Genomic DNA, 12,207 nt, shown 5'->3' with positions numbered 1-12,207 from the left:
TTTCCTGGCCGAGCGGTTCCGGGTCTTCCAGCTGCACCCGATCGGCTTCGGCGCGAGCGACCGGCCGGACGTGTACGACTTCGGCTCGATCGGCGAGCAGGTACTCGCGGTCCTCGATCACGAAGGTGTTGATCGATTCAGCGTCTGGGGGTTCTCGCAGACGGCCTGCATGGCAGCGATGGTCGCCCGTTCAACCGATCGCGCAGGGATCGGCGTTGCCTGCCTGGAGTTCGAGGGGCTGAACCACAGTACGTGTGGGTTGGGCGACGCGGCCGGGGACGGGCGGCGCGTCGCCCAGGAGGTGGTGGTCAGGATCGGCGGGGGCGCTGCAGCGTGAAGGACTCGAACTCGCGGAGCTCGCCGCCGGGGCCGAGGACGTCGTAGTACTTGACCTGCATCGTCGTGGAGCCGCCGGGGTGGCCGGGGTCCACGGTGAAGGCGGCGAAGCCGTACGGGTGGGCGGCGTTGCGGCTCGCGGACCACGGGGCCGGCTCGGTCACGTACACCGGCGGGCGCTTTCCGGTGGTCGGGTCGGAGGCGCCGACGGACGTGATCACCCGGCACTTCGGCGGGTTGAACAGCACGCCGTTGGAGCCGACCGATGTACCGCCGCCACCGATCACCATGTGTACGGTGCCCTTCGACGTGTCGACGAGGTCGGTACGGGTCGCGGTGGGGATCGGCGTCAGCGTCGGGTTCGGCTGCTGGCCGCGGATCGGGTGCGAGCGCTCGTAGTGGTGCTCGTGGCCGCACACGACCAGGTCCACGCCGTACTCGTCGAACAGCGGCACCCATTCCTGCCGGATCCCGAGGTCGGCGCCGTTCGCCTGGTCCGCGCTGCTCACCACGACCTGGTGCATGCAGACCACGATCCAGTCGATGTTCCGGTCCGCGCGGGTCGCCTTCAGCTCCTTCTCCAGCCAGGCCTTCTGTGCGCCGCCGGAATACCCGCGGACATAGCTGTTTCCGCCGTCCTGGTAGCACACGTCGTCGTTCGCCAGGCTGATCACTCGCACCGACCCGACGGTGAACGCGTACCAAAGACCGCGCGTCACGTCCGTCTGCCCGTCCTGCCTCGGCAGGGCGAAGTACGTCTGGTACGCCTCGTACCCGATCGGGCCGTTTCCGAGTTCGTTCTCGTGGTTTCCGGCCGACGGCATCCACGGGCGGTTGCGCGCGCTGCGGGTGTTGTTCTCCCAGAAATCGTTCCAGGTCCGCACTCGGTCTTCCGCCAGGTTCGCGTAGCAGAGGTCCCCGTTGAACAGGTGGAACAGCGGGCGCACCCTCTCCACTCCGGCCGTCACGTCACCGGCGGCGGGCGAGCCGAGGTTGTCGTTCACGTACGGCGGGTTCGGGATCGTGACACCGGCCGGTGGCACGTACCGCTTGCCGAGGGTCGGCGTGCCCTGGTCCCCGAAACTCGTGAACGTGAATGCCGCCCGGCCCTTCGGCGCCGTACGAAACGTTCCGAAAACGGTTTCCGCACCGTCGTGAACGGCCGCGTAGACGTACTCACCGGCAGGACGCAGCCGGCTGATCCGCGCGTGCTGGACGTACACGACCTGCCCGGACTTGGCGTCGGTGTAGCTCGTACCGGTCGCGGTCACGGTCCGCTCGAACACCCCGTCCGGCGTACCGAGCAGCACCCGTGCCCGGCGTACCGGCTGGCGGGTGTGCCAGGAGACGACCACCTCGGTCGCCGCGTCGGCGCCGAACTGCAGGTGCAGCCCGCCGACCCGGGGAGTGGTCACCGGGTCGGCGACCGGCACCGAAGCCGGCGCCGTAGTGGCCGGGGCGGCCTGGGCCGAGCCCGCCGAGGTCAGCAGTGACCCGCCGGTGACGACCGTTGCAGACGCGAGGAACCCACGCCGTGAGAAGTGCGACTCGAACAGCTCTTCGTCATCGATCACCCCTCCACGCTGGGCGCCAGAAGTGACGCCCAGGCCAACGCGCTACCGCCTGCCGCCGAACTCCCAGGGATGTACTTCGGCGTCACCGGCCTGGGCCAGCTCCCGCGCGGCCTGCGCGGACGGAGCCTCCAGCAGCGCGGCCCGCCCCACGTGGACCTCGTCCAACAGCAGATCGCCGTACACGATCAGGTGGTCCGACGCGAGCGGCCGTGCGGCATCCTTGGTGAGCACGAGATACCGGCCGTACCCCTCGACCGCGGTCGCGAACTCCCACATCGTGCGGCCGGTGTGGTTCTCGAACCGGTACACCTCGACGGTCTCGAACGCTCCGCCGAGGTAGTACGGCTCGTCGTACACGAACGTGTGCAACGCCTCCGCCGACGGCAGGTCGACGATGTGCAGGCTGCCCGTCGATTTCTCCCGGTCCTCGGTGAGGGTCGGACCGCGGGCGATCAGCTCCGCGGCGTACCCGTCCATGAAGGTCCAGTGGTCCTCGGTCAGCCGGCCCTTGACGTCGGAGCCGGCCCGGTCGCGGGCGTAGACGAAGTACTGCGTCACGAGAGGTACAGCCGCAGGATCGTGTCGTAGTCGACGATCTCGACCCCGGCGGCCGGCGTGACGGTCTCGTGCGACGGCACGATCAGCAGCTGCCGCGGATCGGTCACCTCGACGTCGTACTTCGACTTCACCTGGGCCCGGTTGTCCGCGGCCTGGAAGTACTCCGCGTACTTCGCCAGCTCGGCCGCGCTCTCCTGCACCGGCGTACGGAACACCCGGCGCCGCTTCTTACCGTTGGTGGTGTCAACGACCGGGAGCTCGAGCCGCCCGACGACGTGGCTGCCGTCGGCGCGCTCCAGGATGAAGTCCGGGTGCAGGTCGCCGAGCGCGGGCTCGCGGACCAGCTTCGATGCGCCGAACACCGACAGCAGGATCTCCTCGTGCTTGCCGAGGAACTCGTCGACCGTGCTGTCCTGCAGACCGTGCGCGAGGTACGTGCTCTCGAACGCGTCGGCCTTCAGCACGGCGGGATCGACCGGGAGGCTGACGGTACCGATCGGGTCGAGGTGCGGGCGGGCGTTCGAGTACGTCTGCAGGAAGTCGAGGTACTTGCCGGCCGGCTCCGAGCGGTGGATCGCGATCGCGAAGTTCACCCAGTGCGCCCGCAGCGAGTCACCCGCGGTGTGCACGAGCAGGGTCCGGTCGAACGTCGAGTAGTTGCCCGGCTCGAACCGGAGCAGCTCGTCGCCCGGGCCGGCGTACACCTCGCCGAGCACGTTCGCGGCGGTCGGGAACCGGTCCTCGAGCGCCTGCCGCCCGGCCGTGGTCGCGATCGTCGCGTCCTTGAACAGGTTCTCCCCCGGCAGCGCCATCACCGCGTCGCCGTCGCCGACCCCGAAGTACTCCTCGACGCTCGCCAGCTTCTGCCGCCGCACCTCGAGGGTCCGGTACTCCCGGCTCAGCCCGACCAGCTCGAGGATGTTCCAGTCCGGCGTCTCGGTCAGCACCATCATCCGCGGGAACAGCATCGGCCCCGGCAGCTCCGTCCGGTGACTGACCGGCAGGTGCCCGGCAACCCCCTTCAGGTGCTCCCCCCAGAACTGACCGTTCACCTTCACGAACTCGGTGGGTTTCATCGTTCTCCTCGCTCAGACCTGCCCGGACACTCCGGCTCAGCTTCCAACTTCCGCCCGAGGCGAGCCTATTCCCCGTCATCGCGGGGCAATCCCGATGGTGGCAGACGAGTGCCCCGAACCCGCGGTGCCGCGGGTCCGGGGCGAGGTTCGACTGCTACCGGCCGACCGTGATGGTGGCCGAGGTGGTGATCGGGGCGAGCGAGGCGTCGCCGGTGTAGGCGCGCATCGAGTCGTTCGTCACCGAGACCGTCACGTTGCCGGGACGGAGCGCGGTCAGTGTCCGCGTCACCGGGTCCAGTACCGCGATCTTGCCGGTACGGCGGGCCTGGTCGAGCGTGCCGCCGATCGCGAGGTTCGGCGAGCCGGTCCAGTGCACCGACATCGGGTACCGCAGCGGCACCACGCGAGTACCGGCGCCGACGCCTTCGGGCTGCACGATGCAGCCGTTCAGCTGGACGGCCTTGCCGGCGGAAACCGTTTTCGGAACGTCGAGCGTGATCGATTCCGCGAACGCCCGGACGTCGGCCTCGAGCCATTGCTGCCCGGCGTTCCGGCGGGCGTCGACCGACCAGTCGATCCAGCCGGTGAAGCCGCCGCGGTCCGGCGTACCGTACGGATCCTTGCCGGACGACGGGAGCACCGTGTACGGGACGCCCTCGACCCGGTGCACGTTCACGACCTGGGCGTGCGAGCCGACCATCGCGGCGCCCTTGTCGGTGCTGTTGCGGAAGTTCGTCAGCAGTTTCTCGATCAGCGCGACCTCGTCACGATCGCCGAGCTGACTGGACTTGGTCTCCTCCGGGTCGTCGACCGGGTGATGCGCGAACACCATCACGTTGTGGATCGAGCGGTCCTTCGCCGCGCTGTCGAGGGCCTGCTTGAGCATCGGCAGTTGGTCCCAGGCCGACGTACGCAGAGTGCCGAGCGCGCTCGCGAGCAGGATGAACCGCGTGCCCTTGTGGTCGAACGTCCGGTACGGCTGCCCGAACTCGTTGGTGAAGTTCGTGAGGTCCGACTGGGTGTTGTTGAGGCCGTACGACTCGTGGTTTCCGGGCACGTAATAGCACGGGACCGTGTCGCCCTTCGGCGTGCTGTTCGGCGCCGGCTCCTTGCCGACCGGGATCAGGTCGCAGCCCGCGTCGGTCAGCACCTTGCGCGCGAGCGACAGGTCCTGCGGCAGACCGCGGTCGGTGATGTCGCCGTTCAGTACGACGAGGTCGGGGCGGGTCTTGCGGATCCGCGCGATCGCCGCCGTCGCGACCTGCGTCAGCGCGGGGTTGTCGGCGGTGAACTGGACGTCGGACAGGGTCGCGAACTTGAACGTGCCGGTGTTCAGAGTGCCATCGGCCGAGACGAGCGGGTCGCGGACCAGGTCCGGCTGCTTCGGCAGATCGATCGACGTCGGTACGTCGGCCTCGAACCGGTCCAGGACGAACGTACCGGCCTTCTGCTGCGCGACCGCGGTGTTGATGCCCTGGTACGACGAGATCGACACCGGGTAAACCGTGTTCGCGGGCAGCGTCCAGGTGACGTTCTGGTAGTCCGGGGACGCCTTCAGCCCGGGTCCGTACAGACCGAGCGACTTGCCGTTGCCGTCGTACAGGCCCAGGTAGTCGAGACCGCTCGGTACGTCGATGCTCGACTTGATCCGGAGTCGCAGCCGCAGCGGCTGGCCCGGGACCTGGATCCGGTTCACGGCGCCGTTCGCCGAGACCCCGACGTTCCGCATCGCGGGGAAGTCGATGCGCAGACCGTCCGGGTCCACGGAGCGGGTGGTAGCCGCGGTGCTGTTGTTGTTCCAGCGGGCGAGGACGTCGTCGTTGAAGTCGTACACGACCTTCGTCTCGACGCCGACCGTGATCGGCAGCTTCACCGTCTGGCCGGCGGCCGAGATCGTCAGGATCGTGCCCGCGCTGGTCAGCGGGGTGATCTTCAGTTTTCCGTCCACGGCCTGCACGTCGACGACCGCGTGGTCGTAGTCGAGCTTCAGGTCACGCGGGTCGATCGGGGCGGTGTAGCCCTGGCCGTCGCGGCCGGTGACCGCGACACTGACCGCGTTGGCGGCCGTCGCCTCGGGAATGGAGAGGCGCTCGGAGGAGGGCTCCAGGCTCTTCAGCTGTCCGAGTACGCCGACCTGCTGCGTCGTGTGCACGTTGTCGGAAAATGCGGAAACCGTTATCGCTCCGCGGTTTCCGCTCGGCGCGGCCAGCAGGCCGTCCTTGATGTTGCCGCCCTTCGCCTTCCACACAAGGCGTTTCGGGGCGACCGCGGTCAGATGGTTGTCGAGCGCCTTGGCCGTGAGCGTGCGGTGCATGCCCGGAAAGACCTTCACGCCGCCGTCCGCGGACGCCTGCCCGGTCGCGGGCTTGATCAGCAGCTGGTGGACCTTGCCATCGCCCTTGCTGACGAAGACGCCGACGCCGTTCGGGTCGTTGCGCTCCTGACCGTCCGACGGGTTGTTGCGTACCGTCGTACCGTCCTCACCGAGGCCGCGCGCGACCATCGTCGTCGAGCCGCCACCGTCCAGGTTGACGGCGGTCTGGATACCGCGGTCCGCCAGGTCCTGCGCCTCGCGGTCGATCCCGACGCCGCCCTTGCCGGTGCCGCCCGGGCCGTCCCACGTCGCCAGTACCAGAGTCCGGCCGCCGTCCTTGAACCCGAGCGCGGTCCGCGGCGCGATCGACTTGTCGAGCCCCGGTACCGCCTTCCCGTCCTTGACGATCGTCCCGCCCTGACCGAGCGCGAACTTCATCGACTTCGCGAGGTCGTTCGCGAGTTCGTAGTGCAGCGTGACGGCGTCCCCCGGCTGCAGCGCGCGGAGCGCCGTCGCGGCCGCGTCCCGCCCGACCAGGTAGAACCCGTCCGCCGGGATTGCGCCGGCACCCGCCGTGGTGGCGTTCACCGAGACGACCTTGCCCTGCTGTACGAGTACCTCGGCGACGTCGGCGTTCGCGAAACCGCGGGCGCGGCTGTACTCGCCCCAGATCGGGGTGTACGCCACCAGCCCGTTCGCCGGTACGCCGCCGCCGTTCGCCGCGTTGATCGTCAGTACCTTGTGGTCCGTGCCGGCGAACGTCGCGGTCGAATCCACCGCCAGGTCGACGAGCTGAGCGATCCCGTCCTTGCTGACACCGACGTGCTGACGTCCGGACGCGTCGGCCGACTTGAGCAGCTGGCCGTTCTGCACCTCGCCACCCAGCGCGGCGTTGCTGTTCCCGATGTCGAAGAACTCGCCGTTCACTCCCGCCACCGCACCGGCCTTGTTGGCGGCCGCCGACAACGGCCCGCCCGAGGCCACCGGACCCGACGTCAGCAGGTCGGTACTCACCGCCTTGTCGGCCAGGTCGATGGTCAGGTACTGCGCGTCCACCCAGCCGCGCTGATCCACACTCTTCACATGGTTGAGCGAGATCCCCGGCCCAACCGTCTCGTTCGTATCAACCAACGCCAGCCCGGCAACCGGATGGTCATCGGCATACCCCACAGCCGGCAACGACCACAGGACACCAGCGGCCGCCACGACCGCGATCCCCGCCGTCAAGCGATGAGCCTTCATCGTCGACCCGTACTTTCTGAACGATCCCAGACCGGGCACACACCCCCCAGCCGCACCACACCGAACGGCGGCGCAACCACCGACCGTCCCCTCACCCGACAACATCCCGGTAAACCGCTGACGACATACCCCCATCAACAGGTAGACGTCTTACCGCACCAGTAGCACGGCGTACCCGTTGTGTATGCGCTCAGTCGTCGTCGCGCTGTGGGCGGAACCTGTCGGCGAGCTGCCCAGGGTCGGTCTCCCACCACGGCCGCATCAGCTCGGGCTCCCGTTCGCCGGCCGCCGCGCGTTCGGCGACGACCTGGTCGAGCCTCCGGTCCACTGCCACCGCCTCGGCCCGGTCGGCGCGGATCCAGGCGACGAGCTGACCGCCGAGGAACGGCAGCCCGACCATCTCGGCCAGCGTCAGCATGATCCCGCCGCCGAACCGCTGATCTTCGTGCGGCGCCGGTCCCCACCCGTGCCGCACGGACAGGTAGTAGCTCGCGGCGAGCGTGCCCGAACTGGTCATGATCAGGATCCCGGGCAACGCATCAAGCAGCCCGTCGAGAAAGCCGATCGCGACCCGCACCGGCGGCGTACACCACGCCGGCAACGACTCCCCACCGAGCATCGGCCAGAAGAACAGACACCCCGCCACCACCAGCTGCAACCGCAGCAACTCATGCAGTACGTCGTTCTGCAGCACAGCGAGGTAGTACGGCGTGAAATACACCAACGGCAGCAACACCGCTCCGAGCAACGTACTAACCGCCGGAAACGTCAGCACCTTCACCAACCGCGCCGCTCGAACCGACGGAAAGTTCCGCCCGATCAACTCCACCGGCCCACCGAATGCCAGCAACACCGGCGTCAACGCCAGCAACAACACGTTCTGCACCGCATAAGGCCAGAACAACACCCGGTCGTACGTCCCGAGGAACGACATGGTCAGCACGACCACGCTGCCCAGCCCACCCCCGAAGAACACCAGCGTCCGCCCCACCGACCACGTCCCACCCGCGCGCCGAACCCGCCGTACGCCAATCAGGTAGGCCGCCCCCACGATCAGCAATCCCACAAGCACAGGCACATCAAGCGTCCATGCCCCAAGCGCATTCCCACCGGTCAGTGGAGGCAACTCACTCACCAGGCCGCCTCCACTCCCAGAGGTCCGACTACTACCTCCTCAAGCTAGCAACCCCACCAGCCGCCACTACCTCTGCCCCCTGTTGGTCTGGCTGCGCTACACCAGGCCGGCTTCATAGGCCGCGATGACCAAGTGCACGCGGTCCCGGGCCTCCAGCTTTGTGAGGAGGCGGGCCACGTGGGTCTTGGCCGTGGCCACGCTGATGAACAAGTGCTGGGAGATCTCGGCGTTCGACATGCCCCGCCCGACCAGGCACAGCACCTCCCGCTCGCGCTCGGTGACCCCGTCGATGGAGCGGACCGGGCGGTCCGCGCCAGGCCCGGACCGGCTGACGAAGGTGCCGAGGAGCCGCCTGGTCACGCTCGGCGCGATGAGCGCGTCCCCGACGGCCACGGTCCGGATCGCGCCGAGCACGTCGTCGAGCGCCATACTCTTCAGCAGGAATCCGCTGGCCCCGGCACGCAGTGCGCCGTACACGTATTCATCGTCGTCGAACGTCGTCAGCACCAGTACCTTCGGTGCATCGGGCTCGGCAGTAACGACCCGGGTCGCCCGGATGCCGTCCATTTCGGGCATCCGGACGTCCATCACGACGACGTCCGGACGCAGCTCCCGGACTTGCGACACCGCTTCCCGGCCGTTGGTAGCGGATCCGGCGAACTCCAGGTCCGGCGCATCGTCGACGACCATGCGCAGCCCGACGATCATCAGCGGCTGGTCGTCGACGAGAAGGACGCGGACCGTCATGCGGGCAGTCTCGCCCCGACCCGGAAGCCGCCCTCGGGGCGCGGCCCCGCGGCGAACTCGCCACCCAGTACGGCGACCCGCTCCCGCATGCCGACCAGCCCGAACCCACTGCCGGAGTGCGGATGGACGGCACCACCGAGTCCGTCGTCCAGAACCTCGATCGACACGTCCTTCTCCTCGTAGTCGATGCGGATGCGGCACTCGTGCGTACCGGCGTGGCGTACCACGTTTGTGACGGCCTCCTGAATGAGCCGGAAGGCAGACAGGTCGATCTCCGGTGGCAACGTCCGCTGCTCGCCCCGTCGCGTCACGTCGACCCGAAGTCCGGCGTGGGCCGCACGGGTGACCAGGTGGTCGAGGTCTGCGAGGCCCGCGGCCGCCGTGAGCGGTGCGGAGTCGTCGTCGAGCTCGGTGCGACGCAAGGCGCCGACCATACGCTGCATACCGATCAGCGTCTCGCGGCTGGTCGCCTCGATGGCGCCGAGCGCTTCACGCGCCGCCGCGGGCTGCGACTCGATCACTCGCCGACCGGCGCCCGACAGCACCGCGATGATGCCGATGCTGTGCGCGACAGTGTCGTGCAACTCGCGCGCGATGCGCAGGCGCTCGGACATCACTGCGCTTGCCGTTCTCTGTTCACGCAGGGCGATGCTGTATTCGCGGCGCCTGCGCAGTCCGTAGCCGACCGCCCAGGCACAGGCTGCGTAGAGGGCGAGCTGGCTCGTGGCACTCGCCACGTCGTCCACCGACCGGAGGACGGCCTGCTCGACAAGCCAGGTCACGAGCATCACCACCGCCGCACAGGCCGAGACTGCGATCGAACGCACGAGCGCGAGGTAGCCGATCACCACGATCGCGGCTGCGTACAGGGCCCAGGTCCGAGCCCCGAACTCCACCGCCAGCGCGGTCTCGGCGAGGATTACGGCGTACGTCGCCAGCGGCCGACGCCGTACCAGCAGCACCGGCAGCGCCAGGATCAGAACCAGGGCCGCAAGTGCGGGTGCGAGGAGGTGGGGGAAGCGGTTGGGACCGTCGTACCCCGGCCCCTGGATGGTGGGCGCTGTCCAGAACAGCAGGGCGCTGTAGAGGAAGTACGCGCCGAACGTCATACCCGCGCCTGCCAGCGACGCGATGCGGTGCTGCCCGGGTAGCAAGGCCCAGATCCCCTGCGGGTTCACGTCGCCGAGTTTAGGCGTCGGCGTACGCCCACGGCGTCATCCCGCAGCCGTACGCCTCGGGGACGAGCGGCCACGGTCGAAACCGCCCGCGGGCCGACGCGCAGGGGCAACCCGGCAACCGACGCTGGCACCATGATCGAAGTCAACGAACTCACCAAACGATTCGGCAGTGTCACTGCTGTGGACGGACTCACCTTCACCGTCCGGCCCGGGCGGGTCACCGGATTCCTCGGGCCGAACGGTGCCGGCAAGTCCACCACGCTGCGGATGATTCTCGGCCTCAACGCCCCGACTCGGGGCACCGCGACAGTCGGCGGCCGGCCGTTCCGGCGCGAGGGAATCGGCCTCCGCAGGGTCGGTGCCTTGCTCGATGCGGGCGACGTACACCCCGGCCGGACCGCCCGGGCTCATCTGTGGGCCCTCGCCCGCAGCAACGGAATCTCGCGCGATCGGGTCGTCGAGGTGCTCCAGGAGGTCGGGCTCGAAGATGCGGCGCGGCGCCGGGTCGGTGGCTTCTCGCTCGGGATGCGCCAGCGCCTCGGCATCGCCGCCACGTTGCTCGGCGACCCACCCGTGTTCATCTTCGACGAGCCGATCAACGGCCTGGACCCGGAGGGGATCGTGTGGGCGCGGACGTTGTTCCGCCGCCTGGCCGCCGAGGGGCGGACGGTGTTCGTCTCGAGCCACGTGATGAGCGAGGTCGAGCACACCGTCGACCACGTCGTCGTCATCGGCAACGGCAAGCTCATCGCCGACGAGCCACTGGCGGAGTTCGCGGCGCGCGCGACCGTGACGGGCGCCGGCGCTCTCGAGGCCGCGTTCATGGAGTTGACGGCCGGAAGCGTCGAGTTCCGGGCCCGGCGAGTCTGATGAGTTCACAAGGTCTTCCGGCCCGCCGGAGCGCTCGAGGGATCGACCTGTGGTCGGCGGAGTGGATCAAGTTCTGGTCACTGCGCTCGACCCCGATCGGCCTGATGCTCGGTACAGCGCTGTCGCTGTACCTCGCCGTCGACAACAGCCGGCGCGGCATCCTTCCGCTGACCGGATCGCACGGCCCGCTCACGCCGGAACAGGCCGCGTTCGACGGGTTCTCCTGGCTGCCGGCCATGCTTGGTGCGGGGCTGCTCGGGACCCAGTTCGTCGTCGGTGAATACGCCTCCGGCTTGATCCGTACGACGTTCACCGCGGTGCCGGATCGCCGCCGGGTGGGCGCCGCCAAGATCGCCCTCCTTTCCGCCCTCACCGGCGCGGGTGCCCTGGTCGTCGCAGCTTGCGGCCTGGTGATCGCGCTCAACGTCGTACCGCAGCCAAATCCGGCGGGTACTCAGCCGCTACGGGCCGTCCTGGCGTCGGTCCTGGCGCTGCCGACCTGCGCCCTCATCGGTATGGCGCTGGGCGCCCTCCTCCGCGATGCCGCCGGAGCCGGAATCGGTGTCTGCGCCCTGCTCGGATTCGTACCGATCATGGTTCGTCCCAATAGCAATCACTGTCTTACCCACGTCGCGAACGCCCTGCCCTATTACTCGTGGGGCCGCCTGACCGCCGGCACTGGGGCGCGCGGCACCATGCCGGTCGGCACTGCCTGGGCCACGCTGGCCGCGTGGGTCGCCGGGTCAGTCTTCGTCATCGTCGTCACGCTCGACCGGAGGGATGTATGAACACGCCCACGCAGACCAACCAGGTCCGCTTTCACCGCCTGCTCGGCGCCGAGTGGATCAAACTCCGATCGCTGCGGTCCAACTTCGCGATCCTGGCTTTCGGCGTGCTCTTCGCCGCCGTCGGTGCGTGGCGGCTGGGCGGTCACGTCCGGGTCGCGCCTGGCGCCGCCAGCTCCTTCAACCCGCTGATCTACCCGTTCGACCAGCTCACTTGGGGTTTTGTCACCGTGCTCGCCGCGAGCTTCGGCGTACTGGCGATTACCGGCGAACTCTCGACCGGGCTGATCCGAACCACTTTCACCGCGGTCCCCGACCGGCGCCGCGTGATCGCGGCAAAATCCCTCACGGTGGCGCTGGTGATGCTCGTCTTCGGGCTGATCGCCTCGATC

Annotated in this window: 10 protein-coding genes and 1 pseudogene; 4 read left to right on the top strand and 7 right to left on the bottom strand. The window is 68.8% G+C overall.

What is annotated here, in order from left to right; genetic code table 11:
• Window positions 1-337 (top strand): alpha/beta fold hydrolase (locus tag VFF46_RS33860; RefSeq protein ID WP_325041323.1); only part of this gene is annotated, 337 nt, incomplete at its 5' end.
• Here the strand turns inward: VFF46_RS33860 and VFF46_RS33855 are convergent.
• From VFF46_RS33855 to VFF46_RS33825, 7 genes are all read right to left on the bottom strand, one after another.
• The gene (locus VFF46_RS33855; protein ID WP_325041322.1) at window positions 309-1,910 is read right to left on the bottom strand and encodes a metallophosphoesterase family protein; all 1,602 of its coding nucleotides are present in this window, start codon (window positions 1,908-1,910) and stop codon (window positions 309-311) included. The two genes, VFF46_RS33860 and VFF46_RS33855, sit on opposite strands and share 29 nt — an antisense overlap.
• A 42-nt stretch (window positions 1,911-1,952) precedes the next feature.
• The gene (locus VFF46_RS33850; protein ID WP_325041321.1) at window positions 1,953-2,468 is read right to left on the bottom strand and encodes a YciI family protein; all 516 of its coding nucleotides are present in this window, start codon (window positions 2,466-2,468) and stop codon (window positions 1,953-1,955) included.
• Window positions 2,465-3,544: a hypothetical protein gene (locus tag VFF46_RS33845; RefSeq protein ID WP_325041320.1), complete on the bottom strand. Its 1,080-nt coding sequence runs from the start codon at window positions 3,542-3,544 to the stop codon at window positions 2,465-2,467. The genes VFF46_RS33850 and VFF46_RS33845 overlap by 4 nt, the downstream gene beginning before the upstream one ends.
• Before the next feature lie 154 nt (window positions 3,545-3,698).
• Entirely contained in the window at window positions 3,699-7,100 is a 3,402-nt protein-coding gene (locus VFF46_RS33840; RefSeq protein ID WP_325041319.1) for a phosphodiester glycosidase family protein, read from the bottom strand.
• A 190-nt stretch (window positions 7,101-7,290) separates the two neighbouring features.
• The gene (locus VFF46_RS33835) at window positions 7,291-8,178 is read right to left on the bottom strand and encodes a cytochrome c oxidase assembly protein (RefSeq protein ID WP_325041318.1); all 888 of its coding nucleotides are present in this window, start codon (window positions 8,176-8,178) and stop codon (window positions 7,291-7,293) included.
• 153 nt (window positions 8,179-8,331) lie between these two features.
• Window positions 8,332-8,982 (bottom strand): response regulator transcription factor, encoded by a 651-nt coding sequence (locus VFF46_RS33830; protein WP_325041317.1) that lies wholly within the window; start codon window positions 8,980-8,982, stop codon window positions 8,332-8,334.
• Window positions 8,979-10,160 (bottom strand): sensor histidine kinase, encoded by a 1,182-nt coding sequence (locus tag VFF46_RS33825; RefSeq protein WP_325041316.1) that lies wholly within the window; start codon window positions 10,158-10,160, stop codon window positions 8,979-8,981. Before VFF46_RS33825 ends, VFF46_RS33830 begins: the two co-directional genes overlap by 4 nt.
• Window positions 10,161-10,292: 132 nt before the next feature.
• On the opposite strand from VFF46_RS33825, the gene VFF46_RS33820 reads away from it, so the two are divergent.
• From VFF46_RS33820 to VFF46_RS33810, 3 genes and pseudogenes are all read left to right on the top strand, one after another.
• Window positions 10,293-11,030 (top strand): ABC transporter ATP-binding protein, encoded by a 738-nt coding sequence (locus VFF46_RS33820; RefSeq protein WP_325041315.1) that lies wholly within the window; start codon window positions 10,293-10,295, stop codon window positions 11,028-11,030.
• Window positions 11,030-11,818, top strand: a complete 789-nt coding sequence (locus VFF46_RS33815) for a hypothetical protein (protein WP_325041314.1) — start codon at window positions 11,030-11,032, stop codon at window positions 11,816-11,818. The genes VFF46_RS33820 and VFF46_RS33815 overlap by 1 nt, the downstream gene beginning before the upstream one ends.
• Window positions 11,815-12,207 (top strand): annotated as a pseudogene (locus VFF46_RS33810) (hypothetical protein); the annotation flags it as partial. The gene VFF46_RS33815 and the pseudogene VFF46_RS33810, both read left to right, overlap by 4 nt.

This window comes from Kribbella sp., assembly GCF_035655035.1.
In the GTDB taxonomy this organism is placed as follows: domain Bacteria; phylum Actinomycetota; class Actinomycetes; order Propionibacteriales; family Kribbellaceae; genus Kribbella.
This window is presented reverse-complemented; position numbering and strand designations above follow the sequence as displayed.

Excerpts from the sequence above, each read along its gene's own strand:
- VFF46_RS33815 (WP_325041314.1), top strand. The coding sequence starts at position 11,030 with ATGAGTTCACAAGGTCTTCCGGCCCGCCGGAGCGCTCGAGGGATCGAC.
- VFF46_RS33840 (WP_325041319.1), bottom strand. The coding sequence starts at position 7,100 with ATGAAGGCTCATCGCTTGACGGCGGGGATCGCGGTCGTGGCGGCCGCT.
- VFF46_RS33845 (WP_325041320.1), bottom strand. The coding sequence starts at position 3,544 with ATGAAACCCACCGAGTTCGTGAAGGTGAACGGTCAGTTCTGGGGGGAG.
- VFF46_RS33820 (WP_325041315.1), top strand. The coding sequence starts at position 10,293 with ATGATCGAAGTCAACGAACTCACCAAACGATTCGGCAGTGTCACTGCT.
- VFF46_RS33830 (WP_325041317.1), bottom strand. The coding sequence starts at position 8,982 with ATGACGGTCCGCGTCCTTCTCGTCGACGACCAGCCGCTGATGATCGTC.